At 64.8% G+C, this 25,889-nt stretch carries 28 protein-coding genes; 4 read left to right on the top strand and 24 right to left on the bottom strand.

Going from position 1 to position 25,889, the window contains the following annotated elements; all coding sequences use genetic code 11:
* Positions 1–67 precede the first annotated feature (67 nt).
* Together ACN0TK_RS10750 and ACN0TK_RS10745 are read left to right on the top strand one after the other, a co-directional pair.
* The gene (locus tag ACN0TK_RS10750; protein ID WP_417309486.1) at positions 68–421 is read left to right on the top strand and encodes a YciI family protein; all 354 of its coding nucleotides are present in this window, start codon (positions 68–70) and stop codon (positions 419–421) included.
* The gene (locus tag ACN0TK_RS10745) at positions 421–1,671 is read left to right on the top strand and encodes an RNA polymerase sigma factor (protein ID WP_417309485.1); all 1,251 of its coding nucleotides are present in this window, start codon (positions 421–423) and stop codon (positions 1,669–1,671) included. The genes ACN0TK_RS10750 and ACN0TK_RS10745 overlap by 1 nt, the downstream gene beginning before the upstream one ends.
* Here ACN0TK_RS10745 and ACN0TK_RS10740 read toward each other — a convergent pair.
* The 4 genes from ACN0TK_RS10740 to ACN0TK_RS10725 form a co-directional block, all read right to left on the bottom strand.
* Positions 1,668–2,063: a hypothetical protein gene (locus ACN0TK_RS10740; protein WP_417309484.1), complete on the bottom strand. Its 396-nt coding sequence runs from the start codon at positions 2,061–2,063 to the stop codon at positions 1,668–1,670. The two genes, ACN0TK_RS10745 and ACN0TK_RS10740, sit on opposite strands and share 4 nt — an antisense overlap.
* 138 nt (positions 2,064–2,201) lie before the next feature.
* Positions 2,202–4,370, bottom strand: coding sequence for a primosomal protein N' (locus ACN0TK_RS10735; protein ID WP_417309483.1), 2,169 nt, complete (start codon positions 4,368–4,370; stop codon positions 2,202–2,204).
* 78 nt (positions 4,371–4,448) lie between these two features.
* Positions 4,449–5,114 carry a L,D-transpeptidase gene (locus ACN0TK_RS10730; protein WP_417309482.1) on the bottom strand — a complete coding sequence of 222 codons (666 nt, stop codon included), beginning with the start codon at positions 5,112–5,114 and terminating at the stop codon, positions 4,449–4,451.
* 61 nt (positions 5,115–5,175) lie between these two features.
* Complete coding sequence (locus tag ACN0TK_RS10725; RefSeq protein ID WP_417309481.1) at positions 5,176–5,490, bottom strand: hypothetical protein; 315 nt, start codon at positions 5,488–5,490, stop codon at positions 5,176–5,178.
* Between the two features lie 132 nt (positions 5,491–5,622).
* Here ACN0TK_RS10725 and ACN0TK_RS10720 point away from each other — a divergent pair, with 132 nt between their 5' ends.
* Entirely contained in the window at positions 5,623–6,546 is a 924-nt protein-coding gene (locus ACN0TK_RS10720; protein ID WP_417309480.1) for a tyrosine recombinase XerC, read from the top strand.
* Between the two features lie 201 nt (positions 6,547–6,747).
* The gene (locus ACN0TK_RS10715; protein WP_417309479.1) at positions 6,748–7,728 is read left to right on the top strand and encodes a DMT family transporter; all 981 of its coding nucleotides are present in this window, start codon (positions 6,748–6,750) and stop codon (positions 7,726–7,728) included.
* Between the two features lie 66 nt (positions 7,729–7,794).
* On the opposite strand, the gene lpdA is transcribed toward ACN0TK_RS10715, so the two are convergent.
* The 20 genes from lpdA to ACN0TK_RS10615 form a co-directional block, all read right to left on the bottom strand.
* On the bottom strand, positions 7,795–9,201 hold the full coding sequence (gene lpdA / locus ACN0TK_RS10710; protein WP_417309478.1) for a dihydrolipoyl dehydrogenase: 1,407 nt from the start codon (positions 9,199–9,201) through the stop codon (positions 7,795–7,797).
* Positions 9,202–9,361: 160 nt separating this feature from the next.
* On the bottom strand, positions 9,362–9,751 hold the full coding sequence (locus ACN0TK_RS10705) for an MAPEG family protein (protein ID WP_417309477.1): 390 nt from the start codon (positions 9,749–9,751) through the stop codon (positions 9,362–9,364).
* Between the two features lie 65 nt (positions 9,752–9,816).
* On the bottom strand, positions 9,817–10,323 hold the full coding sequence (locus ACN0TK_RS10700) for a hypothetical protein (RefSeq protein ID WP_417309476.1): 507 nt from the start codon (positions 10,321–10,323) through the stop codon (positions 9,817–9,819).
* A 53-nt stretch (positions 10,324–10,376) separates the two neighbouring features.
* Entirely contained in the window at positions 10,377–11,135 is a 759-nt protein-coding gene (locus tag ACN0TK_RS10695; protein ID WP_417309475.1) for an SDR family oxidoreductase, read from the bottom strand.
* 21 nt (positions 11,136–11,156) lie between these two features.
* A complete protein-coding gene (locus ACN0TK_RS10690; protein WP_417309474.1) occupies positions 11,157–12,029 on the bottom strand; it encodes a hypothetical protein in 873 nt (290 codons plus the stop codon).
* Positions 12,030–12,096: 67 nt separating this feature from the next.
* The gene (locus ACN0TK_RS10685) at positions 12,097–12,711 is read right to left on the bottom strand and encodes a LysE family translocator (protein ID WP_417309473.1); all 615 of its coding nucleotides are present in this window, start codon (positions 12,709–12,711) and stop codon (positions 12,097–12,099) included.
* A 155-nt stretch (positions 12,712–12,866) separates the two neighbouring features.
* Entirely contained in the window at positions 12,867–14,228 is a 1,362-nt protein-coding gene (gene odhB / locus ACN0TK_RS10680) for a 2-oxoglutarate dehydrogenase complex dihydrolipoyllysine-residue succinyltransferase (RefSeq protein ID WP_417309472.1), read from the bottom strand.
* 29 nt (positions 14,229–14,257) lie between these two features.
* The gene (locus tag ACN0TK_RS10675; RefSeq protein ID WP_417309471.1) at positions 14,258–17,251 is read right to left on the bottom strand and encodes a 2-oxoglutarate dehydrogenase E1 component; all 2,994 of its coding nucleotides are present in this window, start codon (positions 17,249–17,251) and stop codon (positions 14,258–14,260) included.
* Between the two features lie 159 nt (positions 17,252–17,410).
* Positions 17,411–18,322 carry a succinate--CoA ligase subunit alpha gene (sucD, locus tag ACN0TK_RS10670; protein ID WP_417309470.1) on the bottom strand — a complete coding sequence of 304 codons (912 nt, stop codon included), beginning with the start codon at positions 18,320–18,322 and terminating at the stop codon, positions 17,411–17,413.
* A gap of 35 nt (positions 18,323–18,357) precedes the next feature.
* On the bottom strand, positions 18,358–19,023 hold the full coding sequence (locus ACN0TK_RS10665; protein WP_417309469.1) for a hypothetical protein: 666 nt from the start codon (positions 19,021–19,023) through the stop codon (positions 18,358–18,360).
* Positions 19,023–20,222 (bottom strand): ADP-forming succinate--CoA ligase subunit beta, encoded by a 1,200-nt coding sequence (sucC, locus tag ACN0TK_RS10660; protein ID WP_417309468.1) that lies wholly within the window; start codon positions 20,220–20,222, stop codon positions 19,023–19,025. Before sucC ends, ACN0TK_RS10665 begins: the two co-directional genes overlap by 1 nt.
* Positions 20,223–20,261: 39 nt before the next feature.
* A complete protein-coding gene (locus ACN0TK_RS10655; RefSeq protein WP_417309467.1) occupies positions 20,262–20,819 on the bottom strand; it encodes a hypothetical protein in 558 nt (185 codons plus the stop codon).
* A gap of 19 nt (positions 20,820–20,838) precedes the next feature.
* A complete protein-coding gene (mdh, locus tag ACN0TK_RS10650) occupies positions 20,839–21,801 on the bottom strand; it encodes a malate dehydrogenase (RefSeq protein WP_417309466.1) in 963 nt (320 codons plus the stop codon).
* 153 nt (positions 21,802–21,954) lie between these two features.
* Positions 21,955–23,088: a cell division protein ZapE gene (zapE, locus tag ACN0TK_RS10645; RefSeq protein WP_417309465.1), complete on the bottom strand. Its 1,134-nt coding sequence runs from the start codon at positions 23,086–23,088 to the stop codon at positions 21,955–21,957.
* 45 nt (positions 23,089–23,133) lie between these two features.
* A complete protein-coding gene (locus ACN0TK_RS10640; protein ID WP_417309464.1) occupies positions 23,134–23,715 on the bottom strand; it encodes an AprI/Inh family metalloprotease inhibitor in 582 nt (193 codons plus the stop codon).
* 171 nt (positions 23,716–23,886) lie between these two features.
* The gene (locus tag ACN0TK_RS10635; RefSeq protein ID WP_417309463.1) at positions 23,887–24,114 is read right to left on the bottom strand and encodes a hypothetical protein; all 228 of its coding nucleotides are present in this window, start codon (positions 24,112–24,114) and stop codon (positions 23,887–23,889) included.
* A 1-nt stretch (position 24,115) separates the two neighbouring features.
* Positions 24,116–24,895, bottom strand: coding sequence for a succinate dehydrogenase iron-sulfur subunit (locus tag ACN0TK_RS10630; protein ID WP_417309462.1), 780 nt, complete (start codon positions 24,893–24,895; stop codon positions 24,116–24,118).
* A 21-nt stretch (positions 24,896–24,916) separates the two neighbouring features.
* Positions 24,917–25,165, bottom strand: coding sequence for a DUF2164 domain-containing protein (locus ACN0TK_RS10625; protein WP_417309461.1), 249 nt, complete (start codon positions 25,163–25,165; stop codon positions 24,917–24,919).
* 8 nt (positions 25,166–25,173) lie between these two features.
* Entirely contained in the window at positions 25,174–25,461 is a 288-nt protein-coding gene (locus ACN0TK_RS10620) for a hypothetical protein (protein WP_417309460.1), read from the bottom strand.
* Positions 25,461–25,889, bottom strand: a complete 429-nt coding sequence (locus ACN0TK_RS10615) for a DUF3052 domain-containing protein (protein ID WP_417309459.1) — start codon at positions 25,887–25,889, stop codon at positions 25,461–25,463. The genes ACN0TK_RS10620 and ACN0TK_RS10615 overlap by 1 nt, the downstream gene beginning before the upstream one ends.

Genomic DNA, 25,889 nt, shown 5'->3' with positions numbered 1-25,889 from the left:
TCCGGCGCCCGCCATTCGTCATTGCCTGCCACGCCCAGTGCGCGTGGCTTCAAGATGGAGACTGACAATGAAATATATGGCTTTGATCTATTCGCCTCCCGGCTCCTCCCCTGCCTACGGCACGCCGGAATTCGAGGCCTTCATGGCAAGCTACGAGGCCGCCAACGCCGCCTTCCTCCGCGATGGCGTCCTGGTGTCCGGTGAAGCCCTTGAGGACACCAGCACCGCAACGACGCTGCGCATCCGCGACGGCCATACCGAAACCATGGACGGGCCCTTCGCCGAGACCAAGGAACAGCTAGGCGGCTTTTATATCTTCGAGTGCCCGACTCTCGACGACGCGCTGCGCTATGCGGCGATGATCCCCACCGCCACCTATGGATCGGTGGAAGTGCGGCCGCTGCAGAACCTCGGACGCTGATGAGCGCAGGACCGGCGACCGCAGACGCCATCGCCAGCGAGATCGATTCGCTGATCCGCAGCGACGGCGGGCGCCTGCTGTCGGTCCTCGCGGTCAACCTGCGCGACCTGCAACTGGTAGAGGACTGCCTGCAGGACGCCATCGAGAGCGCCCTCATCCACTGGGGGCGCTCCGGACTGCCGAGCGCACCGTCCGCATGGCTGATGCGGACCGCCCGGCGCAAGGCGATCGACCGCATCCGCCGCGCCGTCAACTTCCGGCACAAGGCCAAGGAACTCGAGGCGCTGCTGGCCCTCGAGGACCGCGCAGAACCCGACGAAACGCCCGAGTCCATTCCCGACGAGCGCCTGAAGCTGATCTTTGCCTGTTGCCATCCGGCGCTCGACCGGCAGGTCAGCGTGGCGCTCACCCTGCGCTCGATCTGCGGCCTCACCACCGAAGAGATCGCCCGCGCCTATCTGGTCGGCACCGACGCCATGGCGCAGCGGCTGGTTCGCGCCCGCCACAAGATCGCCCGCGCCGGAATCGGCTACGAGGTGCCGGGCCCGGAGGGCTTCGCCGCGCGGCTCGAGGCCGTGCTCAATGTCATCTATCTGATCTTCAACGCGGGCTATGCCGGCGCATCCGATACCTATCTGCGCGTCAGCTTCGCCGAGGAGGCGATCCGCCTCGCGCAGCTGCTCGACACTCTGGTGCCCCACGAACCCGAAATCGAGGGCCTTGGGGCACTGCTCGGCCTCCACCACGCGCGCCGTGCGGCACGCCTGACGGCAGAAGGTGACCTCGTCCCGCTGGAGCATCAGGACCGGACGGTGTGGGACCACGCCGCCATCGCGGCGCACAAGGAGGCCCTGGTCCGCGCCCTGCGACGTGGCAGGCCCGGCCTCTACCAGTTGCAGGCCGCAATTGCCGCCGTGCATGCCGAGGCGCCGAGTTTTTCGCAGACGGACTGGCAGGAGATCGTCCTGATCTATTCGGAGCTGATCCGCCGCAGCCCGAACCCCGTCTACGAGGTGAACCGGGCCGTCGCGGTCAGCTATGTCGCAGGACCGGGTGAAGCCCTGCGCCTGGCGGAGCCGCTCGGCAAGCATCTCTCGCGCTATCAGCCCTATCAGGCGGCCCTGGCGGACCTCAACGCGCGGCTCGGAAACACCGAAGCTGCCGCGAAGGCCTACAACCTCGCCATCGCGCTCGCGACCAGCGCGACGGAGCGAAACTATCTGGCACGGCAGCGCGCCAGTCTGGCCTAGGACCGCGGCTTGAAGGCAATGCCGAGCTGGTTGAAGGCATAGGGCGCAAACAGTGCCGAGGTACCGAGGAAGAACCCACCAAGCCCGGAGACCAGTTCATCGATCGTCCCGGGACTAGCGAAACCCTTGTAGAGCAAGACGTTACCAAGACCCCAGACGAAGCATGCAAGCACCATCGCCCCCACCGCGCCAGCAGTCCGGCTGTAGCTGGCCGGAGGCTGGCCGTCTGCGGGTTGAGTATTCGGCCCTGGGTGCTTCTCTTCCAGCGCCTCGCGCATGTTGCCTTCCGCCAGCACGTGCCGAAGCAACACGATGACCCCGAGGTTGAAAACGATGAGTGCCAGCCACATCACGAGGCCCGCACTGCCCGCGACCCAGCTCGAACTGTTCATTGCCGAATCTCCTCTCCACGCTCGTGCAGGCACTACACGCGGTGCAGGCCTCTCCAGCAATTAGGGAGAGACCCGATCGGAAAGTACCGTGTGGTGGTGATGGGCGCGCGGCCTGGCCGGTTGGGACCGGCCCGTCTCTCACATGAAGCTTTGCGGGTCGACGTCGACCTGCACGCGGATATTGCCGGTGGGTTTCGGGCCGTTTTCGAGCCAGAAGCGCACATAGCCGGACAGGTCGAAATCCTTGCCCGACTGCGCCAGGAGCCGCACCCGGTGGCGGCCGCGCACCATGGCGATCGGCGCATCGGCCGGGCCGAACAGCTTCAGCCCCTCAGCCATTGGTGCCGCCGACAGCAGCTGCTTGGCATGCGTGAAGGCCGGCTCGTGTTCGTTGGCGGAAACGATCAGCGCTGCCAGACGCCCGAACGGCGGCAGGCCACCGGCTTCGCGCGCCGCCATCTCATGCGCATAAAACGCCTCGCGATCGCCCTTCACCATCGCGGTCATCACCGGATGGGTGGGGTGATAGGTCTGGAGCAGCGCCTTGCCGGCCCGGTTGGCGCGGCCCGCGCGCCCCGTCACCTGGGTAAGGATCTGGAACGTGCGCTCTGCCGCGCGCGGATCGCCCTTGTCGAGACCGAGATCCGCATCCAGCACGCCGACCAGCGTCAGCTTTTCGAAATGATGGCCCTTGGTCACCAGCTGCGTGCCGATCACCAGATCGTACGCCCCCTGCTCGATCTCTTGGAAGCGCTCGCGCAACTGGTCGTGGCTGCCCATGTCGGAACTGAGCACCACGGTGCGTGCATCGGGGAACCGCGCCGCCGCCTCCTCCGCCACCCGCTCGATCCCCGGCCCGACCGGTACCAGCGAATCGACCGCGCCGCATTCGGTGCAGGCCTGCGGCGTGCGCACTTCATGCCCGCAATGGTGGCACATCAACACGCCGCGGAACCGGTGCTCGACCAGCCAGGCGGAACAGTCCGGGCACTGATATTGATGGCCGCAGGCGCGGCAGAGCGTCAGCGGGGCATAGCCACGCCGGTTGAGGAACAGCAGCGCCTGCTCGCCCCGGTCGAGCGTCGCGAAGATCTCGCGGGCCAGCCGGGGCGCGATCCACGTCCCCTTTTCCGGCGGCTCCTCGCGCATGTCGACCGGCGAGATATCGGGCATCGCCGCTTCGGCGAAACGCGCGTGCAGCACCACATGGGCATAGCGCCCCAGGTTCGCATTGTTGCGGCTTTCGACCGAGGGCGTCGCCGAACTCAGAATGACCCGGGCATCGGCGAACTTCGCCCGCACCACCGCCATGTCGCGGGCGTGATAGTTCACCCCCTCGGACTGCTTGTAAGCGCCGTCATGCTCTTCATCGAGAACGATGAGGCCGAGCTCGTGGAAGGGCAGGAACAGCGCCGAGCGTGCGCCGACGACGGCGCGCACCGTGCCATCCATCACGGCGCGCCAGGTGCGCGAGCGCTGCACCGGCGTCATGTCGGAATGCCATTCGCCGGGCCGCGTGCCAAAGCGCCGGGTGAAGCGTTCGAGGAAAGTATGGGTGAGCGCGATCTCGGGCAGCAGGATCAGCGCCTGACGCCCGGCCCTGAGCGTATCGGCAACGGCTTCGAAGAACACTTCGGTCTTGCCGCTACCGGTGACGCCATCGAGCAGCGCGACGCCGAAGCCGCCGTCCGGCAGCGCGCGGATCGCTTCGAGCGCTTCGGCCTGCGCGGCGTTGAGTACCGGCGGCGCGGCATCGGGATCCGGCGGCTGGACGATCGGCGGCGGCGCCACAGAAATCCGGCTGACCGACCCGGCCCGTTCCAGCCCGTCGATGACCGATGCGGAGACGCCGCTGGCGCCCACCAGCGCCGCCTTGGCCCAATCCTCGCCGTCGGCAAGCAGATCGAGCACCCGCTGACGGGCGGCGGTCATCTTCGGCGGGATGACGCCCGTGGCGCGAAAAGCGGTGATCGGGCGCTCGGGTTCCAGCGCCTCTTTCGAGCGCACCACCGAACGCAGCACCAGCCCGGGCGGCGCCAGCGTATAGCGGCTGACCCACTCGACGGTCCGCAGCAGTTCCTCGGAGACCGGCGGTACATCGAACACCTGCTCGATGTCCTTGAGCCGGTTATGCGCGTAATTGTCCTTGGGCACGCCCATGACGACGCCCAGCGTCGTGCGCCCGATCAGCGGCACCGCGACGATCGAGCCTCGCACCACCTGCATGCCGTGCGGCACCCGGTACGAATAGGGCACGTCCACCGCAACGCAGACCATGACGGCGACTATATCGGGCAAGGGCTCCATTGTGCCCGTTTTGTTCACGCTGGCTGGCACAAAAGCAAGGCAATTCTGCTTTCGCGCACAGCCAGCGCCTGTCTCGGATCACATGACGACGATCAGCGCCCCCGACGGCACGCGCTCATAAAGATCGATCACGTCCTGATTGATCAGCCGCACGCAGCCGCTCGACACCGCCTTGCCTATCGAACGGACATCGGGATTGCCGTGCAGGCGATAGAGCGTGTCCTTGCCGTCCTGGAAAATATAGAGCGCGCGCGCACCGAGCGGGTTCTGCAGCCCCGGCTCCATGCCATTGCGGTACTGTTCCAGTTCGGGCTCGCGGGCGATCATCTCGCTCGGCGGGGTCCAGGTCGGCCAGGCCTTCTTGTAGGCGATACGCGCCCGGCCCGACCAGGCGAAGCCGTCGCGGCCGATGCCGACGCCATAGCGCATGGCCTGCCCGGCGGGCAGCACCAGATAGAGATAGCGGTTGGCGGTATCGACGACGATGGTGCCGGGCTTCTCGCCCGTCGGGTCGGCAACCACCTGGCGCCAGTACTGCGGCGGCACGAGGTCGATCCGCGCGGCCGGAATGGGATAGGGCTCGTTCGGCCGCGCCGCATAGAGCGCCAGCACATCGGCGGGCACGCCAGCCGGCTCATCGAGCCGCGAGGTGCTGCCGGAGGTCGCGCAACCGGCGAGGGAAAGGGCCGCAAGGCTTGCTGCGCCCGCAAGCAACTGGCGGCGGGCAATACGAAATTCGGTCATGTCTAAAAGTCTCACTGCGCGGCCTGGGCCGCTGGGTCTACTCGGATGGCGAAAGCTGCGCTCAACCCAAACGGGGCGGCGGCGTTTCGGTTCCCGGAGTGCGCCCATCGAGCGCCGGATCATCGCGCAGTCCGGCGGCCCACAGCAGCGCCACGGCATTCGGCAGTTCGACCGGTCGCGGTGCCGCAACCTGCTGCGACTGTGCCGCGATGCGCTTGCCGCCCTGCACCTCGCACGGCGTCGGCAGATGCGCGCTATCGCTGGCGACACTGACCTGTGGCACACCACTGGCGACGCAGACGCCGGTGGCAAGGCTCGGCGTCAGCAGCGCGAACAACGCGACGATCGCCAGCAGGAATGTGCGCAAAGTGGCCATACCCCCTGCCTAGACCGCGGCGCGCCGCGGCGCCAGCGCCCTCACGCGTCCGTGTAGCCTGCCTGCGAAAACCGGTGCCTTGGGGCCACAGCTCTATACCCGCCGCTAACCCGGTTGGCCTAGACTGGCACCATGACCGCGCTGATCACCACACCCGAACTGCAACAGCACCTGAGCGCCTGGTTGCGCGATCTCGGATCGGTGCGCCGGCTCGCGCCGAAAACGCTCGAAGCCTATCAGCGCGATCTCAGCCAGTTCCTGACCTTCCTGTCCGGGCATACCGGGGGTCTTGTCGGCCTGAAAACGCTCGGCGAGCTGCGCGCTGCCGATATCCGCGCCTTTTTCTCCGAGCGCCGGGCGGGCGACGTCGGCTCGCGTTCGCTGGCCCGCAGCCTGAGCGCCATCCGCAGCTTTTTCGGCTATCTGGAGCGGCACGGCATTGCCCGCACCGAGGCGCTGAATGCCATCCGCACACCGAAGCAGAGCCGGGGCCTGCCCAAGGCCCTGACCATTCTCGAGGCCCGCTCCGCCATCACCGCCACTGATGAGCTCGAGGACACGCCATGGATCGCAGCGCGCGATATGGCCGTGATCTCGCTGCTCTATGGCGCCGGGCTTCGCATTTCCGAAGCACTGGCGCTCACCCGGCTCGACCTCGAGGCCGAAACTTTGCGCGTCACCGGCAAGGGCGGCAAGACCCGCATGGTGCCGCTGATCCCGCAGGTCCGTCAGGCCATCGGCACCTATCTCGACCTCTGCCCTATGCATCTGAGCCCGAGCGAGCCGATCTTTCGCGGCAAGAAGGGCGGGCCGCTGTCGCCGCGCCTGATCCAGTTGCGGCTGGCGCAATTGCGCGGCGCCCTCGGCCTGCCGCCCTCGGCGACGCCGCATGCCCTGCGCCATTCCTTCGCCACGCACCTGCTCGGACGCGGCGGCGACCTGCGCGCCATCCAGGAATTGCTCGGTCACGCTTCGCTGTCGACCACGCAAATCTACACGGCCGTCGACACCGAGCGTCTGCTCGACGCCTATCGCGCGGCGCACCCGCGCGCCTGAACCAGCGCTTTACAAGGCCATGTGCTGCGAGCTATCGAAGCGACATGCAGACGCGCCGCGCCAATCTATGGATTATTATTCTCGCCCCATTCGGGGATCGGGACGCGCGCGGCTATTGACCCTCGACGCTTCACCGGCCCCGCCATCAGGCGCGGGTGATCCGGTGATCTGATGGCAGGGCCCAATATGGACCCGCCTGACATGCCCACCAAACCCGCTCTGACACCGCCCGCCGTTCGACCGCTCGCCCTGGCGGGCATCGTGCTCGCCATCGCCGGCGCCGGCTTTTTCGCCACCAAGGGCATTGTCATCAAGCTGGCGCTCGCCGAAGGCATCGACTCGGTGACGACGCTGACCTGGCGGATGATTGTCGCGGTGCCGATCTTCGTTGCCGTCGGCATCATCTACTACCGCCGGCAGCTGACCACCGCGCCGACCGGCACGCGGACGCGCCTCACGCTTGGCAGCCTGCTGCAGGTCCTGGGCGTCGGCGTCCTCGGCTACTATGTCGCGAGCTTTCTCGACTTTCAGGCGCTCGAGTACATCACTGCCCAGCTCGACCGGCTGATCCTTTTGACCTACCCCTTCTTCGTCGTCTTGCTGGGGGCGATCTTCTTTCGCCGCAAGATCACCGTGCAGATGGTGACCGCGCTGGTGCTCTCCTATGTCGGTATCGCGCTGATCTTTGCCCATGACCTGACCATCGAGGGTGAGGACGTGCTTCTCGGTTCGCTCCTGGTCTTCGGCGCGGCCCTCGCCTATGCGGTCTACCAGCTGCTGGCCAAGCCGCTGATCGACCGCATGGGCCCGCAGCTCTTCACCTCGATCGCCATGAGTGGCGCTGGTCCGGCGGTGATCATCCATTTCCTGCTCACGCATCCGATGAGCGATCTCGCAGTGAGCGGCAATGGCTTTGCGCTGATGCTGGCCATCGGCACCATGTCGACCGTGGTCCCGGCCTACTGCATCTCCGGTGCCATCGGGCTGATCGGGCCGGAGCGTACGGCCATCATCGGCAATATCTCGCCGCTCGTCACGGTGGCGCTGGCGATCTTCATCCTCGGCGAGCCCTTCACCATATGGCACGCCGCGGGCACGGCACTGGTCGTCTTCGGCGTCTGGCTCTTCACCCGCAAGCAGAAGCCGAAGACCAAGGTGCTTGAGGAAGTGACCTCGGCCTGAGGCAGGCGCAAACGAAAAGGGCGGCCCGCAAGGACCGCCTTTTCAATATGTCCGGCCTGCAGCCGGTCAGATGTGGATGGCGCCGTCGCCGCACATCAGCGCGGCTTCCTTGATCGCCTCGCTCATCGTCGGATGCGCGTGCATGGTGCGGCCCAGATCCTCGGCGCTGCCGGTGAACTCCATCAGCACAGCAATCTCGTGCAGCATCTCGCCGGCATTGTGGGCGATGATCTGCGCGCCCAGCACCCGGTCCGTGGTGACATCGGCGAGGATCTTCACATAGCCCTGCGTCGCCAGCATCGCCTTGGCGCGGCCGTTGGCGGTGTAGGGGAACTTGCCTACCTTATACTCGACATCGGCGGCCTTGAGCTCGTCCTCTGACTTGCCGATCCAGGCAATTTCCGGGCTCGTGTACATCACCGACGGCACGGTGGCGTAGTTCACATGCGGCTTCTGCCCGGCGATGATTTCGGCGACGGCATGGCCCTCGTCCATCGCCTTGTGCGCCAGCATCGGGCCGGCGATGACGTCGCCGATGGCATAGATGCCCTTGACGTTGGTGCGGTACTGCGCGTCGACGCGGACCCGGCCGCGCTCGTCCGTCGCAACGCCCACACCGTCGAGACCGAGCCCGTCCGTGTAGGGCTTGCGGCCCACCGCCACCAGAACGGCATCGGCTTCGAACTGTGTGGCTTCGCCGCCCGCCGCCGGTTCCATGGTGGCGATCTGCGTGCCGTTCTCGGAGGCTTCAACGCCGGTGACCTTGGTCCCCAGCTTGAATTCGAGACCCTGCTTTTGCAGCGTGCGCTGCATCTGCCGCGCCGCTTCGCTGTCGAGGCCAGGCAGGATGCGGTCGAGGAATTCGACGACCGTCACCTTGGACCCCAGACGCGACCAGACCGAGCCGAGTTCCAGCCCGATGATGCCGCCGCCGATGACCAGCAGCCGCTCGGGCACCTGCTTGAAGCTCAGGGCGCCGGTGGAGCTCACCACCTTGTCTTCGTCGATGGTAATGCCCTTGAGGCCGACCGGCTCGGAGCCGGTGGCAATGATGATGTTCTTGGTCTCAATAGTCTGGCCCTGCCCCTCGTCGGGCTTGACCAGAACCTTGCCGGTATCGGCGATCGAACCGGTGCCCCGGAAGGCGGTGATCTTGTTCTTTTTGAACAGGAACTCGATGCCGGTGACGTTGGAGGTAACCGTGTCGTCCTTATGCGTCAGCATCTGCTCGAGATTGAGCGACGGCGACACGTCGATGCCGAGCTGGCTGAACTGGTGGCGCGACTGCTCGTACATTTCCGACGCATGCAGCAGCGCCTTGGACGGGATGCAGCCGATGTTGAGGCAGGTGCCACCGTAGGTTGGCCATTTCTCGACCACCGCAACCTTCATGCCGAGCTGCGCCGCGCGAATTGCCGCGACGTAGCCGCCCGGACCCGTGCCGATTACCGTAAGGTCGAAAGTGTCCGCCATGATGTCTCCGAGCCGCTATTTCGGGCGCCTCCAGCACCGGGCGCCGTTACATGCCGATATAGGCTTACCCCCGGGGTTAAACCACCCTTAACGCAGAGGAAAGTCCGAACCGGCGTGTTCCGCCGTTTTTTGCGGGCACCGGATTGCCCAGCAATTGCCGCTAGAATGCCACCCCGATGAACATCAGGCCAAGCCCCAGCGCGCTGACCAGCCACACGAGGCTGCGCACATAGGGCACGGCGAACATGTAGAGCGGCAGATAGACGATGCGCGCCCAGAAATAGAGCTGCGCGCCCCAGACCGTCAGCACGTCCGACCGGCCTGACAGCTCCGTTGCCACCGCGAGCGCCACGAACACCGCGTAGGTCTCGAGCAGATTGCGCAGCGCCTTCTCGGCACGGCTGTTCATCGCATCGGGCGGCGCCTCGCCGTCGCGGCCGGACGCTGCGAACTTGATGCCATGCTGCAGGCGATAGAGTGTCGACTGGACGAGCACGTACAGCCCGACCAGCACCGGGCTCCAGATCAAAAGCGTCAGTTCAATAGACATGTCCGCTCCGTGTGGTTCACACGAAGCAACGGCGAAACCGGCAATTCTGTTTCAAGATCAAACAATTAATCGGCGCAGCGGGCGAATGTGAACGCATCGCCCGGTGCCTGGTCGCCGGCCCACTCGGCATCGCGCCGCAGCGAATACCACACTGCCTCCGCAAATTCCGGCAAGAGGATCTGCGCCGGCGCCGGTACGCTGTCGTCCTGCGGCAATTGCCCCAGCACCTCGCCATCGAGCGCATAGACCGTCGCATGCCACAGCGCACAGACCTCGGGATCGTCCCGTACCTCGTCTGCACTGGCCGTGCAGGCCGGCTCGTCGATCCAGCCGGACGACGAACCGAAGCCATTGGGCACATGCACTGCGCCCACCAGCGCGTCACCCGAATTCGGCAGTTCGACGGTGAAGGCGGCCACCTGATTGGCGGCCGCATCGCGCGGTATCGGCGTGAACTGCAGCGTCCAGTTGCTGCCCGCCTGACCATAGACCGCCTTGGCCATCTGGCATTCGGCGGCGCTGGCAGTGCTCGCGGCCGCGGCCAGCAGCGCCGCAATCGTCATTGCCTGCATTGCATCTCTCCTCACACTTGAGATGAGACGCCCACCGGGCCGCGCACCTTGGGTCACGGCAGAATGGCGCGGCCACCGCTGACGGTGAGCGTCGTGCCGGTGACATAGGAGGCTTCGTCGGAGAGCAACCACATGATGGCATTGGCCACTTCATCGGCCGTGCCTGGGCGCTTCATCGGCACCACGGATGACATCTTCTGCGCCCGGTCAGGGTCGCCGCCCGACGAGTGAATATCAGTATCGATGATGCCGGGCCGGACGCCGTTGACGCGAATCCCCGCCTCGGCCTGCTCTTGCGCCAGCCCCACGGTGAACGTGTCGATTGCGCCCTTCGAGGCAGCATAATCGACGTAATTGTTCGGGGCGCCGAGCTTGGCGGCGGCCGAGGACAGATTGACGATGCCGCCACCCTGCCCGCCATGGCGGGTCGACATCCGCTTGATGGCTTCCTTGGCGCACAGGAAACTGCCGGTGATGTTGACCGCAAACATCCGGGTCAGCCGATCGACGGACATCTGCTCGACCGGTTCGGCCGTCCCGATAATCCCGGCATTGTTGACCAGCCCGCCCAGCGGTCCGAGCTCATCGGCGGCGGCGAAAATACGCGCGATATCTTCGGGAACGCCGACATCGCCCTGCACCGCGACCGCCGTGCCGCCGTCATCAGCGATGGATTTGCAGACCGCTTCGGCCGCATCGCGATTGCCAGCGTAATTGACCACCACGGCATAGCCGCGCTGCGCCGCCAGTTTCGCGGTTGCCGCTCCAATGCCCCGGCTGCCACCGGTGACCAAGAGTACCTTGTTCGTCATATTTCCTCCGCTTGACTGTTCTTATCGGGACGCCGCTGCCTGGTCCGCGGCCACATCCGGCCCTTTGGCGTCCTGTAGCCGCTCCAGCAGGCCTGGTGCAATTGTCGTCACATCCTCGGCGTCTGATCCCGCCATGACATTGGCGACGAACGCCGCACAACGGGACTGGCCCTCCCCGCGCGCGAACAGCGCGTCGACCTCTGACGCGACCTCTTCGTCGATCGCTTCGAAGCGGGCCGGGTCCTGTACGCCCCAGGTCTTCAGAACGCGCTTGGCGAGCGTGTCGCCCCATTCATTGCGCGCGTACCACTCGTCCCACGCAGCCGAATAGGTCTCGAGATCTGGCGCGCGCCTGTTGCATTCGCCCAGCAGCAGATCGGTGAAGCGGAACATCCGCATCATCTCGAGCGCATCGGCGACCTCGACGGACGCATCGACATCGAGCACCGGATAGCCACCGTCATGGGCCCCCATCAGCCGCCGGGTCTGTTCGGGCAGCAGTTCGCCGACATGCAGAACGGGATCGCCCGCCGCATATTGCAGGCACGACGTGATCGGCTGGCTGTCGCTGTCGTAGCGCGCGATATAGGCGGCCTTCTGCCGGGCGCTCTCGGCCTCCAGCACACCGTCGGGCAATCCGCCGCGCGCCGCAATCACCTCGATGGCGATCTCCACCCAGGCCGTGTTGAGCCGGCTGACCTCGCTCAGTCCCTCGACCAGCTCGGGCGCTTCATCGACGAAGGCCGCGCAGCGCTCCCCCATCGCCTGCAGCGCCGACACCGTCGCAACGACCTCGACCACGTCGTTGAGAATGCGGTCGTCGGTCTGGGCGCGGGCCGGCACGCTCGTGCCGAGCGCAAGCAGGCAGGCAAGGGCTGCAGCATGGCGTTTCATCAGGTCTCCTCCGCGGCGCACTCTACAGGACGCGCGGCGCGAGGAAAGGCTTTGGTCAGAAATCGGCTCAGCTGCGCTCGAAGGCCAGCCGCGCACCCATCAGGCCAAAGGCACCGGCGGTGACCCGTCGCATCCAGTCCATTGCCCGCCGGCTCGACAGGATGCGGTCGCGCATCAGCCCGGCCAACTGCCCATAAAGCACGAAGACCACGAAGGTCAGCCCCACGAACACTCCGCCAAGCGTCAGGATCTCGCCCAAAGCGCGGCTCGCGTCGGCCGACATGAACTGCGGCAGAAAGGCGAGAAAGAAGATCGAGACCTTGGGGTTGAGGATGTTGATCACAAAGCCCGTCCAGGCCGTGCGGACCAGCGTCTTCGGCGCGGCATCCGCCTCGAAGCGCACCGGACCGCGATCGCGCAGCGTCTGGATCGCCAGATAGATGAGATAGGCCGCACCGGCATATTTGATCAGCTGGAACAGCAGTGCCGAGGTGTGGAGGATCGCCGCGATCCCGGCCAGTGCCGCCATGAGGTGCAGCACGGTCGCGAAGGTGCACCCGGTCGCCGCCGCGATGCTGGCGAGCCGCCCGCGCCCGAGCCCCGTGGCGATGGTGTAGATCACCCCCGTCCCCGGCGCGACGACGATGATCAGGGCAGTGAGCAGGAACTCAGGTGAAAGCATCGATGCGGGTCTCCGGTGGGACCCGAACTATAGCGGGGTGTCGGGGGGCGGCAAGCCGGGAGGCAAGCCACCTGGTCGTCGTCCCGAGTGCACCCCGCAATGAAAACGGCGGGCCCGAGGACCCGCCGTTCGTGAATTGAGTGCTTTAGCGCCGCTTAGAGATCGAGCACCAGGCGCTGCGGATCCTCGAGGCTTTCCTTGACGCGGACGAGGAAGGTCACGGCTTCTTTGCCGTCAACGATCCGGTGATCGTAGCTGAGCGCCAGATACATCATTGGACGGATGACGATCTCGCCACCGACGACGACCGGACGCTCCTGGATCTTGTGCATGCCCAGAATACCCGACTGCGGGGCATTGAGAATCGGCGTCGACATCAGCGAACCATAGACGCCGCCGTTCGACAGCGTGAACGTGCCGCCCTGCATGTCGGCCATCGACAGCTGCCCGTCGCGCGCCAGGCGCCCGAGCCGGCCGATGTCCTTTTCGATCTCGGCAATCGACATCTGATCGGCATCGCGCACCACCGGAACGACGAGACCCTTCTCGGTGCCGACGGCCACGCCGATATGGGCGTAGTTCTTGTAGATGATCGAGTCGCCGTCGATCTCGGCATTGACCGCCGGGATCTCCTTGAGCGCATGCGTCACGGCCTTGGTGAAAAAGCCCATGAAGCCGAGCTTCACGCCGTGCTTTTTCTCGAACAGTTCCTTGTACTGGCTCCTGAGCTCCATCACCGGCTTCATGTCCACCTCGTTGAAGGTGGTCAGCATGGCGGCGTTGGACTGTGCGTCCTTGAGGCGGCGCGCGATGGTCTGGCGCAGCCGGGTCATCTTCACCCGCTCTTCGCGCGACTGGTCTTCATCGGAGACCGAGCTGCGGGCCTGGGCCGGCGCCGGCTTCGATTCCGCCGGTGCACTCTCGGCCGGCTTGCTCTCGGATTTGGCCTGCGGCACGGGCGCGGCGGCACTGCCGGTCATCGCCGTCGGCATGTTGCCAGCCGAGGTGTCGTTTGCCGGCTTGTTGCCGATCGCCGACAGCACGTCTTCCTTGAGGATCTGACCGCGCTTGCCTGAACCATTGACGTCGGCTTCGCTCAGCCCGTTCTCGGCCATCAGCTTTTGCGCCGCCGGGGCCGGCGACATGTCGCTGCCATTGCCGCTCGCGGCTTCGGGCTCGGCCTTCGGCTCGGGCTTTTCGGCGACGTTTTCCGGGGGCGCCGTGGTGGCGGCCGGCTCTGATTTGCTTTCGGCCTTGGGCGCTTCTGCAGCGGCACCGCCGCCTTCGCCGATGGCGCCGATCAGCGCGCCGACATTGACCGTGTCGCCCGGATTGGCGGAAATCGACTCGATCACGCCCGCGCTGGGCGCCGGCACTTCGATCGTCACCTTGTCGGTTTCGAGCTCGACCACGGGTTCATCGGCCGCGACCGTGTCGCCCACCTTCTTGAACCACTGCCCGATCGTTGCCTCGGTGACGCTTTCACCGAGCGTCGGCACCTTGATATCTACCGCCATCTCAAATCCTCTGCCCTGGGCCCGTGTTCTTAATTGGCAAACGCTTCATCCAAGAAGCTTTGCAGCTGCTGCAGGTGTGTCCGCATCAGCCCTGTGGCCGTGGAGGCCGACGCCGAGCGTCCGACGTAGTGCGGGCGCTCGCCTGCCCGTCCCATCTGCTCCAGCACCCAGTCGATATAGGGCTGGACGAAGGCCCATGCACCCATGTTCTTGGGTTCTTCCTGGCACCAGAAGACCTCGGCGCCATTGAAGCGCGTCAGCTCGTCCAGCAAGGCCTTGGCCGGGAACGGATACAGCTGTTCAAGACGCAGCAGATAGACATCGTTGATGCCGCGCTTCTCGCGCTCTTCGAGCAGGTCATAATAGACCTTGCCCGAACACAAGACGACGCGACGGATCTCTTCGTCCGGCGCCAGCTTGATCGTCGTCTTCGGCACGCCCGGCGCTTCCGCATCGTCCCACAGCAGGCGATGGAAGGTCGATTGCGGCCCGAATTCGTTCAGCGAAGAGGTCGCCTTCTTGTGCCGCAGCAGCGACTTGGGCGTCATCAGGATCAGCGGCTTGCGGAAGTCGCGCACCAGCTGCCGGCGCAGGCTGTGATAATAATTTGCCGGCGTCGTGCAGTTCGCGACCTGCATGTTGTCTTCGGCGCACAGCTGCAGATAGCGCTCGAGCCGGGCCGAGGAATGCTCCGGCCCCTGCCCTTCGTAGCCATGCGGCAGCAGCATCACGAGGCCCGACATGCGGAACCACTTGCGCTCGCCCGAGGAAATGAACTGGTCGATGACCACCTGCGCGCCATTGGCGAAATCGCCGAACTGCGCTTCCCACAGGGTGAGGGTGTTCGGTTCGGCCAGCGAATAGCCATATTCGAACCCGAGCACCGCTTCTTCCGACAGCATCGAGTTGATGACTTCGTAGCGGGCCTGGCCGTCCTGCAGATTGTTGAGCGGCGTATAGGTCTCGTCGTTCTGCTGATCATAGAGCACCGAATGGCGCTGGCTGAACGTGCCGCGTTCGACGTCCTGACCGCTGAGGCGGACAGGATGGCCCTCGGCAAGCAGCGTCGCGAAGGCCAGGGCCTCGCCGGTCGCCCAGTCGATGCCCTCGCCGGATTCGATCGCCGACAGCCGGTTGTTCATGAAGCGCTTGACGGTGCGGTGCGCCTCGAAATCCTCGGGCACATGGCCGAGCTTCTGGCCCAGCCGGGTCAGCTCGTCCATCGCGACACCAGTGTCGCCACGGCGCGGCCCGTCGATATCGGCGCGCTTGAAATCCTTCCACACGCCATCGAGCCAGTCCGTCTTGTTCGGACGGAAGTCCTGGCCGGCCTCGAATTCCTTTTCGAGGTTGGCGCGCCAGTCGGCCTTCATCTGGTCGACCTCTTCGCTGCTCACCAGGCCCTCTTCGACGAGGCGGCGCGAATAGATATCCAGCGTCGTCTCATGCTTCCGGATCCTGGAATACATCAGCGGCTGGGTGAAGCTGGGCTCGTCGCCTTCGTTGTGGCCGAAGCGGCGATAGCAGAACATGTCGATGACGACCGGCTGGCCGAAGCGCTGCCGGTACTCGACCGCCACCTTGGTGGCATAGACCACGGCTTCCGGATCATCGCCGTTCACATGGAACACCGGCGCCTCGATCATCTTGGCGACATCGGTGGGGTACGGCGAAGAGCGCGAGTAGATCGGCGAGGTGGTGAAGCCGATCTGGTTGTTGACGACGAAATGGATCGAGCCGCCCGTGCGGTGCCCCTTGAGGCCGGAAAGCCCCAGACACTCGGCAACGACGCCCTGGCCGGCAAAGGCCGCATCGCCATGGATCAGCAACGGCATGACGACCGAACGGTCGGTCTGGCGCGTATCGGCGAGGAACCGGCCCTCGACCGCCGAACGCTGGTCCTGCTTGGCGCGGGACTTGCCCAAAACGACGGGATCGACGATCTCGAGGTGGCTCGGGTTCGCGGTCAGCGACAGATGCACGGTATTGCCGTCGAAGTCCCGGTCGGACGAGGCACCGAGGTGGTACTTCACATCGCCCGAACCCTCGACCTCTTCAGGGTAGAACGAACCGCCCTTGAACTCGTGGAACAGCGCCCGGTGCGGCTTGCCCAGCACCTGGGTAAGAACGTTCAGACGGCCGCGATGTGCCATGCCGAGCACGACATCCTTCACGCCCAGCGCGCCACCGCGCTTGATGATCTGCTCGAGCGCCGGAATCAGCGATTCCGCGCCATCGAGACCAAAGCGCTTGGTGCCGGTGTACTTGACGTCCAGGAACTTTTCGAAGCCCTCGGACTCGATCAGCTTGTTGAGGATCGCCTTCTTTCCCTCGGGGGTGAAGGTGATCGACTTGTCCGGCCCCTCGATCCGCTCCTGCAGCCACTGCTTGGCCTCGGGATCGGAGATATGCATGAACTCGATGCCGACCGTGGAGCAATAGGTGCGCCGCAGGATGTCGAGCATCTCGGGAATGGTCGCGTATTCGAGACCCAAGACATTGTCGATGAAGATCTTGCGATCGTAATCGGCCTCGGTGAAGCCGTAGTTCTTGGGGTCGAGCTCGGTGGCTTCGCCATCGGCCTTGAGCTTGAGCGGATCGAGATCGGCATGCAGATGCCCGCGCATACGGTAGGCGCGGATCATCATGATGGCGCGGATCGAATCGCGCGTCGCCTGCAGCACGTCGACCGTGCTCGGCGCCGGCGCGCCTTCGGCCTTGGCCTTTTCCTTCAGCGCCTTGTGGGCGCGGACCTGGATCTCGCCCCAGTTGCCGTCGAGCGCCGACACCAGATCGCCATTGGCGGCCTGCGGCCAGTCGCGACGCTGCCAACTCGGTCCGTCGTTGTTCTTGGTGACATCGCCCTTCTCGTCCTCGAGTCGGCTGAAAAAGCCGGCCCAGGTCTCATCAATCGAGTTGGGATCGTCCGCGTAGCGGGCGTAAAGTTCCTCGATATAGGCGGCATTGCCGCCATAGAGGAAGGAGGAGAGCAAGAACTGTTCGTTCTTTTCCTGTCGGGTCATGTCCAGCTTTGCGGGGCGCTTGCCCCGTCACCCTTATGATTGCCCGGGATGCGCTCGACCGGGCCCGTTGCGTGCGGGCCCACAATGCCCACTCAGTCTTTTACTGACGTTAAGACGCGGATAGCGTTCCGCGCCTTATCGTCATTAACATACATACGGTCAGCCCTTGAGCACTTCCGCCAGGGTATGACCAATTCGTGCGGGAGAACGCGACACCTTGATCCCGGCCGCTTCCATGGCCGCAATCTTGTCTTCCGCGCCGCCTTTACCGCCCGAAATTACGGCACCAGCATGACCCATGGTGCGGCCCTTGGGGGCCGTCAGCCCGGCAATGAACCCGGCCATCGGCTTCTTGCGGCCGCGCTTGGCCTCATCGATCAGGAACTGCGCGGCGTCTTCTTCGGCCGAACCGCCGATTTCGCCGATCATGATGATCGATTTGGTCTCTTCATCGGCGAGGAACATTTCCAGCATGTCGATGAATTCGGTGCCCTTGACCGGATCGCCACCGATGCCCACGGCCGTCGTCTGGCCGAGACCTTCGTTGGTGGTCTGGAACACGGCTTCATAGGTCAGCGTGCCTGAGCGCGAGACGATGCCCACCGAGCCCTGCGAGAAGATGTTGCCCGGCATGATGCCGATCTTGCATTCGCCGGCGGTGACGACGCCCGGGCAGTTCGGCCCGATCAGCCGCGACTTCGACTTTTCGAGCGCGGCCTTCACCTTGACCATGTCGAGCACCGGCACACCCTCGGTGATGCACACGATCAGCTCGATCTCGGCCTCAATGGCTTCGAGAATGGCGGCACCGGCACCCGCCGGCGGCACATAGATCACCGAAGCGGTGGCGCCGGTCTGTTCCTTGCCCTCGGCAACCGAAGCGAAGATCGGCAGCTCGACATCCTTGCCCTCGACCTTGCCCTGCCATTTCTGGCCGCCCTTCTTGGGGTGCGTGCCACCCACCATCTTGGTACCGAAATAGCCAAGCGCGTACTGGGTGTGCAGCGTGCCGGACGCACCGGTCAGTCCCTGCACCAGGACCTTGGTGTCGTTGTTGACGAGAATCGACATGGGTTATCCGCTCTTAGCTAGGGGCGTTCAGGGGTTCAGCAATAGGGATCCGGCACCGCAGCGCCCGGATCGAGTTCGGAGGTATCGAATTTCAGCACCAGCCCGGAAAATCCGGTCTGGTCGACATAGGAGCTGCCTTCGGGAATGAAGGTCAGATAGGTGTCACCGGTGCGCGGCATCGGACACGGCGGTCCCCACACATAGCCGACCAGCGAGTCGTCGGTATGGCTGTTGGAGATCGGATTGCCGACCAGCGCCGTCACCGGCTCGGGATCGATCGCCGCCTCGGCATCCAGATTGTACAAATAGCAGCCGACAGACACCCACGGGTTCAGCGTATCCTCCGGGTCATCCGGATCGCCGATCATCGCGGAGGCGCGACTGGCGACGAGGAAATGCGCCTGCCCGGCAATCTGCTTGCTGTAGGTCTGGTATTCGAAGGTCGCCTGCAGTTCGGGATCTTCGGCTGCAGCTTCCGACAGCACCATCATCGCCGCGAGCTCCGGATTGACCGAAGGCGCGACCGCCTCCCAGCCATTGTCCACAACGGCCTGCTTCGTTGCGGCATAGGTCAGCCGCCCCGGCACACAGGCTTCGGCGAATTCGGACACGAAGGTGACGTCATAGGCGGCCGGCTGGGCGCACGCCGGCAGGGCAAGCCCCGCCGCGATCACCCCGATACCTGCCGCCGCATGATGCATCAGCCGCGCGCCTTGACCGCAGCCACGACCTTCTGGGCCGCATCGTCGAGATCGTCGGCGCTGATGACGTCGAGACCGGACGAGTCGAGGATGGCCTTGCCTTCCTGGACATTGGTACCTTCGAGGCGCACGACCAGCGGCACTTCGAGGCCGACTTCCTTGACGGCGGCGATCACGCCCTCGGCAATGACGTCGCAGCGCATGATGCCGCCGAAGATGTTGACCAGGATGCCCTGGACGTTCGGATCGGCGGTGATGATCTTGAACGCGGCCGTCACCTTCTCGGTGGTGGCGCCGCCACCCACGTCGAGGAAGTTCGCCGGCTCGGCACCATACAGCTTGATGATGTCCATCGTCGCCATGGCGAGACCGGCGCCATTGACCATGCAGCCGATATTGCCGTCGAGCGCCACATAGGCGAGATCGAACTTCGAGGCCTCGATCTCTTTCTCGTCCTCTTCGGACAGGTCACGCAGGCCCTGCAGCTCGGCATGCCGGAAGGCGGCATTGTTGTCGAAGCTCACCTTGGCATCGAGCACCCGCAGGTGGCCATTGTCCATGACGATCAGCGGGTTCACTTCGAGCAGGCTCATGTCGGTATCGACGAACGCCTTGTAGAGCGCCGGGAACACCGTCTTGGCGTCCTCCGCAGCATCCCCCTCGAGCCCGTAGGCCTTCACGATCGCCGCGACATCGGCGTCGGTGACGCCGGCCGTCGGATCGATGCCGATGGTGACGATCTTTTCGGGCGTGTTCTCGGCAACCGCCTCGATGTCCATGCCGCCTTCGGTCGAAACGACAAAGGCCACCAGACCGGTCGAGCGATCGACCAGCAGCGAGCAGTAGAGCTCACGCGCGATATCGGCGCCGTCTTCGATATAGAGCCGGTTGACCTGCTTGCCGGCCGGTCCGGTCTGCTTGGTCACCAGCGTGTTGCCGAGCATCTCGCCGACGAATGCCTTGACCTCGTCGACCGACTTGGCGAGGCGCACCCCGCCCTTGGCGTCGGGACCGAGTTCCTTGAACTTGCCCTTGCCGCGCCCGCCGGCGTGGATCTGGCTTTTCACCACATAAAGCGGCCCCGGCAGCTGTGCCGCTGCATCTCCGGCCTCATCGGCCGAATAGATCGCCACACCCTTGGCAACCGGCAAACCGTAAGTCGCCAGCAGCGCCTTGGCTTGGTGTTCGTGGATATTCACCTGAGCTCTCCTATGACCGTGTTGGCCTTGCGAACGACCCTAACGTCGGGCGCCGCTAAATTCGGTGACGAGGGCGCCGCCGGGTCCCGGAACAACGACAACACCCTCGGGGTCGCACGCGACCACGGGTGCCATCGCGCCGATACCTCGGGCAACGCCATTGGATTGATCGACCGCGGCATCGACAACGCCGATGACACAGCCGGGCTGATCGGGCACGCCGACCTTGCTGACCACAAGTGCCTGCGCCTTGCGGCCATCGACATCGATGAAATAGCGCAGGATCGCGGCCTGCACGCCGTCATCATCGGTCAGCCATTCGATGGTTTCGCCGACGCTGTTGAAGGCCGCAAAGGTCTGTGAGTAGGAATCCCGCGTGCCGAAATCGGCGCTCATGCGCGCATCGAAATCGCTGACGTAGACGTCGAACCCGCCATGGCCGTCGCAGCGCAGTTCGGCACCGCCGATTTCATTATCGACAGACAGCACCACGCACTGATCGAGATCGAGCGAGGTGTAAAAGCTCTCGGCATAGGCCGGAGCCATCGCGCAACTGAGCGCGACGGCGAGCAATGGAACGATCGGACGAATGGGCATCACGCCCCCCTTCGATCTGTCAGGCAAGCTTCGGCGCGATCTTCTTGCACGCTTCGACCAGGCCCAGAACCGACTGTACGGAACTGTCGAATGCCTTCTTCTCGCTGCCGGACAGCGAAATCTCGACGATCTTTTCGACGCCATCGGCACCGAGCACCGCCGGCACGCCGACATAGGTGCCCTTGACGCCGAACTCGCCCTTAAGGAAGGCGGCGACGGGCAGGATGCGCTTCTTGTCCTTGAGATAGGCCTCGGCCATCTCGATGGCGGAAGCGGCGGGCGCGTAGAACGCCGAACCGGTCTTCAGAAGGCCCACGATCTCGGCGCCACCATCACGGGTGCGCTGCACGATCTGCTCGAGCCGCTCCTTGGTGAGCCAGCCCATCTTGACCAGATCCGTCAGCGGAATGCCGCCGACCGTCGAATAGCGCGGCAGCGGCACCATGGTGTCGCCATGGCCGCCCAGCACGAAGGCCGTCACGTCTTCGACCGAAATGTTCAGCTCTTCGGCGATGAAATAGCGGAAGCGGCCCGAGTCGAGCACGCCAGCCATGCCGACAACCTTGTTGGCGGGCAGGCCGGAGAACTTCTGCAGCGCCCAGACCATCGCATCGAGCGGGTTGGTGATGCAGATGACGAAGGCGTCGGGCGCATATTTGGCAAGGCCGGCGCCCACCTGCTCCATCACCTTGAGGTTGATTTCGAGCAGGTCATCGCGGCTCATGCCGGGCTTGCGCGGCACACCGGCGGTGACGATCACCACGTCGGCGCCTTCGATGTCCTTGTATTCGGTGGTGCCCTTGAGGGTGGCATTGAAGCCTTCGACCGGACCGGACTGGCTCAGATCGAGGGCCTTGCCCGCCGCCACACCATCCTGGATGTCGAACAGCACGACATCGCCCAATTCCTTGGTCGCTGCCAGCAACGCCAGCGTCCCTCCGATCTGACCTGCACCGATCAGAGCGATCTTCTTGCGCGCCATCCAAAGCCCCTGTTCAACTAGCTGAAAATTCGCGCCCCTATTAACCCTCCCGCCCCATCACTGCAAGTGAGCCGTTGGGCGTATTCAGTATTCGGCGGTCGGATGGGCGGAGGCGTCCGGCACGAGCAAGGCGCCCGAATCATTGCCCCAGTGTCAGGTTTCGACAGGTGTTTCGCGGTGTCCGGCAGCCAGATATTCGGCGGACTGCATCTCGACCAGCCGCGACACGCAGCGGGCGAACTCGGCCTTCGTCTTGCTGTCCTGCGCCAGTTCGTCGAGCGGCACGGCAAAACTGGCGGCGAGCTTGACGCCCCGGTCGTAGAGCGTGTCGACGAGCTGGATGAAGCGCTTGGACGCATCGCTGCGCACGCGGTCGAACTGCGGCACGTGATCGAGCATTACCGCATCATAGGCGTGGCTCAGCCGCACATAGTCCCGCGCGCCGAGCGGCTTTTCGCACAGATCCGCAAATCCGAAGCGCGCCGCACCCATCGCCGCCTGCGGCACTGCGATAGACCGCCCCAGTGAACTGAGCACCGTCGCCTCGCCCTGCTCCCCCCCGGTGAGCTTGAGCCACAGCCGGTCCATCGCCGCATCGACCTCGGGGCCGGTGCCGAACTGATAGACCGCCTCGCCCTCGAATTTCAGCCGGCGATAGTCGGTCGGACCATCGAGTTCGACCACCTCGACATGCGCCTTCAGGGCCGAGATGAAGGGCAGCACCAATTGCCGGTTGAGCCCGTTTTCATAGAGATGGTCCGGCGCCGTGTTGGACGTCGCGACAACCGTGACACCGCCGGCCCAGAGCTTTTCGAACAGCCGGCCAAGCAGCATGGCATTGGTGATGTCCTGCACCTGGAATTCATCGAGGCAGAGCAGCCGCGTTTCGGCCAGGACGGGCTTGACCACCGCGGCGACGGGATCGCGATCCCCCTGCCCGTGCGCGCTCTTGCGGAAGGCCGCAATCGCCTGGTGCATATCGTCCATGAACTCGTGGTAGTGCACTCGCCGCTTTTCGCGGATCGAAACCTGATCGAAGAACAGGTCCATCAGCATGGTCTTGCCGCGCCCGACCTGCCCAACGAGATAAGCGCCGCGCACCGCCTCCGGCGCGCTCGAGAACAGGCCCGACAACAAGCCGCGCGATTTCTTGGTCTGGCTCAGCTCGGCACTGACCCGGTCGAGCGCAGCTGCCGCATTCGCCTGCAACGGATCGGCATCGAGCGTTCCGGCCTCGACGCGCGCCTTGAGCGCTGCGGAGACCTTGCCGGGCTTTCCCGCGCTCATGCGATAGCTGTCATTGTGAGATCGGGCTCCGCCACACGCCGGGCGTCAGCCCACCATCGAGATGCCCTGACCGCCGGCAAGCGTGCCGATGAAGCGATTGCCGCTGAGAATGAGCGAGGCGATGATGTCATTGGCCTCGTCGAACAGCTGCACCTGGCTGCCGACCAGCTGCCACGAGACGACGACATTGAGTCCCGGCAGCGGGCAGCCCGGCGTCGAGGCGCGGTAACGGTCCGTGCCGGTCTTTTTGGTATAGGTCAGGTTGAGCTTGCACTGGGTGGCCCCGGAGACCACGGTCCAGCCGCCGAGCAGCTTTTCGATGGTCACGCCACCCGACAGATCCCGCCCCGGCGCGCTGGGCACGCTGCCGACGGAATCGAGGGTCACGAAATTGCCGTTGGCATTGGCCGCGACCGGCGCATTGGGGTCGAGCGGCGACGGCGGGCTCAGGGTATCCAGCGTGGCCGGCTGACCGAGCGTGGCGGTGGTGATGGTGCCATCCTCGCCCACCGCCGGCAGATCGGTCGTCGCCACCGGAGCGTTCTGGATCGGCGCGATCTGCTCGGCGCTCGCCTCCTGGGTCGGCGAAACGCCGCTCGAAGCGCAGCCGGCGAGGCCCACACACATTACCATCGCCACTGCTACACCAGCGCGTCCACCAGTCCACATAGGGCCAGCTCCTGAAAACGGTTAACCAAGGGTTAGCGATATAGCGTCGTCGCTACACGGCATTCAACCGCCCAGCACGGTCAGCGGTTCCTAATCCCCGTCCAATGTGGCCAGACTTTGAATCGGCGCTCAGCGGGCCCGCATTTCCTTCACCAGCGCTTCGGCGAGCTGCCGGCCGTCGCGGGCCTCTTCTTCGGGCAGATCGATCGGGATGCCCTTCGAAAAGAACACGCCCGGCAGGCCGGGCAAGCCGGCCTCACCGCCCTCGCGCGGATGAAACCCATGCGCCTTGAGCGCCGTGATCAGCACCAGGGCGATGGAGGGATCTTCGACCTCGAGGACGGTTTCAAAGGCCACCTCAGGCCAGTTCCCGCTCGACCATCAGCTTCTTGATCTCGGCGATGGCCTTGGCCGGGTTCAGCCCCTTGGGGCAGACCTTGGCGCAGTTCATGATCGTGTGGCAGCGATAGAGCTTGAACGGATCCTCAAGATTGTCGAGCCGCTCGGTGGTCGCCTCGTCGCGGCTGTCGATCAGCCAGCGATAAGCCTGCAGCAGCACGGCCGGGCCGAGATATTTCTCGCCGTTCCACCAGTAGCTCGGGCACGAGGTCGAGCAGCAGGCGCACAGGATGCACTCGTAGAGCCCGTCCAGCTTTTCGCGCTCGGGCTTCGATTGCAGCCATTCTTTTTCCGGCGTCGGCGAGGTGGTCTTGAGCCACGGCTCGATCGAGCGGTGCTGTTCGTAAAACGTCGTCAGGTCCGGCACGAGATCCTTGACGATCGGCATGTGCGGCAGCGGATAGACGCTGATCGGACCGCTGAAATCGGCCATGCCCTTGGTGCAGGCCAGCGTATTGGCGCCGCCGATGTTCATGGCGCAGCTGCCGCAGATGCCCTCGCGGCACGAGCGGCGCAGCGTCAGCGTCGGATCGACCGTGCTCTTGATCCACAGCAGCGCGTCGAGGATCATCGGGCCGCAATCGTCGAGATCGACGAAATAGGTGTCGAGCCGCGGATTGTCGCCGCTGTCCGGGTCATAGCGATAGACCCGGAATTCCCGGATGTTCGATCCGGCCGGTTTCGGCCAGGTCTTGCCCTTCTGGACACGGGAATTCTTGGGAAGGACTAGCTCGGCCATCTCGACCTCCGGTTATCTGATCTAGCGGGCATCGCGTTGCTCCAGCCCGTAGATCGCATCATTGACGTCGTCCAGTGATTTCGCGAACACCGCCTGCGCGTCCGCCAGCCCCTGGTTATAGTAGTGCGGCCCGATGTGCTCGGCGAAGAATTCGACCAGCAGTTCCGCCGGAATGGCCCCGATCGAACTGTCGAGCTCCTCGACGAAATAGCGCTGGACCAGCGAGACGATCGCGGTGCGCTGCTCTTTCTCGAAGCGGATTTTATGCACGTCAAAGCCTAATAGTTCGGTTTGCAAATCTGGTTCGAGCGCGCGACATATTGGTTATAGGCCTGGTAGTCCGCCGATTTCGGGGCGGCGCCCTTCATCGAGGCAATCACCACGCCCATGAAGCGCTCGTCAATCAGGTCCATCGCCGCATCGGCCTTGCAGCCACACAGCTCGGCATTCTGGGCGATGCCCATGCACACCGCGTAAAATTCGCTCTTTTGCGCCGCTGTCGGCGCCGCCTGCGCTGTCCCGGCCATCAGTCCCAGCGCCAGCAGCGCGCCCATCGTCCGTTTCATCAGCGCAACTCCTTGCGGATCACCAGTTTCAGCCCCGACCAGATGTCGCTGACTGCCGCGACCTTAACATCCACCAGACCGAGCGGCAGTACCACCTCGCGGATCGTGTCCTCGGTGATGTCGGTCGCAACCTTGCTGGCCTTTTTGGGCCAGCTCACCCAGATCATCCCATCGCGCGCGATGGCGTCCATCAGCGGCTTCGCATTGGCCGCGAGCGTCTCGCGCGCCCTGGTGAAGCCGTGAACCACATCCCAAGGCGTGTCGGCGACCCAGTCATCCCACCCCGCCTGCCGCACCTCGGCGAAATCGCGTGATTGCGGCAGATCATCGAGCGCATCAGGCAGATCGACAAACAGCACCCGCTGCCCGTCCTTCAGCCCAAGCTTTTTCGGCAAAGGCGTGCCGGAATAGCCTGGGGTTGAGGTCAT

The organism is Devosia sp. (genome assembly GCF_048261455.1).
In the GTDB taxonomy this organism is placed as follows: Bacteria; Pseudomonadota; Alphaproteobacteria; order Rhizobiales; family Devosiaceae; genus Devosia_A.
Note: the sequence above shows the minus strand (reverse complement) of the source record. Positions and strands in the feature narration are given on the sequence as shown.

Coding starts and splice junctions, on each gene's coding strand:
- ACN0TK_RS10715 (WP_417309479.1), top strand. CDS start 6,748: ATGCCCACCAAACCCGCTCTGACACCGCCCGCCGTTCGACCGCTCGCC.
- zapE (WP_417309465.1), bottom strand. CDS start 23,088: ATGAGCGCGGGAAAGCCCGGCAAGGTCTCCGCAGCGCTCAAGGCGCGC.
- ACN0TK_RS10705 (WP_417309477.1), bottom strand. CDS start 9,751: ATGTCTATTGAACTGACGCTTTTGATCTGGAGCCCGGTGCTGGTCGGG.
- ACN0TK_RS10630 (WP_417309462.1), bottom strand. CDS start 24,895: ATGGCCGAGCTAGTCCTTCCCAAGAATTCCCGTGTCCAGAAGGGCAAG.
- ACN0TK_RS10615 (WP_417309459.1), bottom strand. CDS start 25,889: ATGACCTCAACCCCAGGCTATTCCGGCACGCCTTTGCCGAAAAAGCTT.
- sucD (WP_417309470.1), bottom strand. CDS start 18,322: ATGTCGATTCTCGTCAACAACGACACCAAGGTCCTGGTGCAGGGACTG.
- ACN0TK_RS10620 (WP_417309460.1), bottom strand. CDS start 25,461: ATGAAACGGACGATGGGCGCGCTGCTGGCGCTGGGACTGATGGCCGGG.
- ACN0TK_RS10745 (WP_417309485.1), top strand. CDS start 421: ATGAGCGCAGGACCGGCGACCGCAGACGCCATCGCCAGCGAGATCGAT.
- ACN0TK_RS10690 (WP_417309474.1), bottom strand. CDS start 12,029: ATGAAACGCCATGCTGCAGCCCTTGCCTGCCTGCTTGCGCTCGGCACG.
- ACN0TK_RS10750 (WP_417309486.1), top strand. CDS start 68: ATGAAATATATGGCTTTGATCTATTCGCCTCCCGGCTCCTCCCCTGCC.
- ACN0TK_RS10700 (WP_417309476.1), bottom strand. CDS start 10,323: ATGCAGGCAATGACGATTGCGGCGCTGCTGGCCGCGGCCGCGAGCACT.
- ACN0TK_RS10740 (WP_417309484.1), bottom strand. CDS start 2,063: ATGAACAGTTCGAGCTGGGTCGCGGGCAGTGCGGGCCTCGTGATGTGG.
- ACN0TK_RS10730 (WP_417309482.1), bottom strand. CDS start 5,114: ATGACCGAATTTCGTATTGCCCGCCGCCAGTTGCTTGCGGGCGCAGCA.
- ACN0TK_RS10720 (WP_417309480.1), top strand. CDS start 5,623: ATGACCGCGCTGATCACCACACCCGAACTGCAACAGCACCTGAGCGCC.
- ACN0TK_RS10695 (WP_417309475.1), bottom strand. CDS start 11,135: ATGACGAACAAGGTACTCTTGGTCACCGGTGGCAGCCGGGGCATTGGA.
- ACN0TK_RS10640 (WP_417309464.1), bottom strand. CDS start 23,715: ATGTGTGTGGGCCTCGCCGGCTGCGCTTCGAGCGGCGTTTCGCCGACC.
- ACN0TK_RS10685 (WP_417309473.1), bottom strand. CDS start 12,711: ATGCTTTCACCTGAGTTCCTGCTCACTGCCCTGATCATCGTCGTCGCG.
- ACN0TK_RS10735 (WP_417309483.1), bottom strand. CDS start 4,370: ATGGAGCCCTTGCCCGATATAGTCGCCGTCATGGTCTGCGTTGCGGTG.
- lpdA (WP_417309478.1), bottom strand. CDS start 9,201: ATGGCGGACACTTTCGACCTTACGGTAATCGGCACGGGTCCGGGCGGC.
- odhB (WP_417309472.1), bottom strand. CDS start 14,228: ATGGCGGTAGATATCAAGGTGCCGACGCTCGGTGAAAGCGTCACCGAG.
- ACN0TK_RS10725 (WP_417309481.1), bottom strand. CDS start 5,490: ATGGCCACTTTGCGCACATTCCTGCTGGCGATCGTCGCGTTGTTCGCG.
- mdh (WP_417309466.1), bottom strand. CDS start 21,801: ATGGCGCGCAAGAAGATCGCTCTGATCGGTGCAGGTCAGATCGGAGGG.
- ACN0TK_RS10665 (WP_417309469.1), bottom strand. CDS start 19,023: ATGCATCATGCGGCGGCAGGTATCGGGGTGATCGCGGCGGGGCTTGCC.
- ACN0TK_RS10655 (WP_417309467.1), bottom strand. CDS start 20,819: ATGCCCATTCGTCCGATCGTTCCATTGCTCGCCGTCGCGCTCAGTTGC.
- ACN0TK_RS10675 (WP_417309471.1), bottom strand. CDS start 17,251: ATGACCCGACAGGAAAAGAACGAACAGTTCTTGCTCTCCTCCTTCCTC.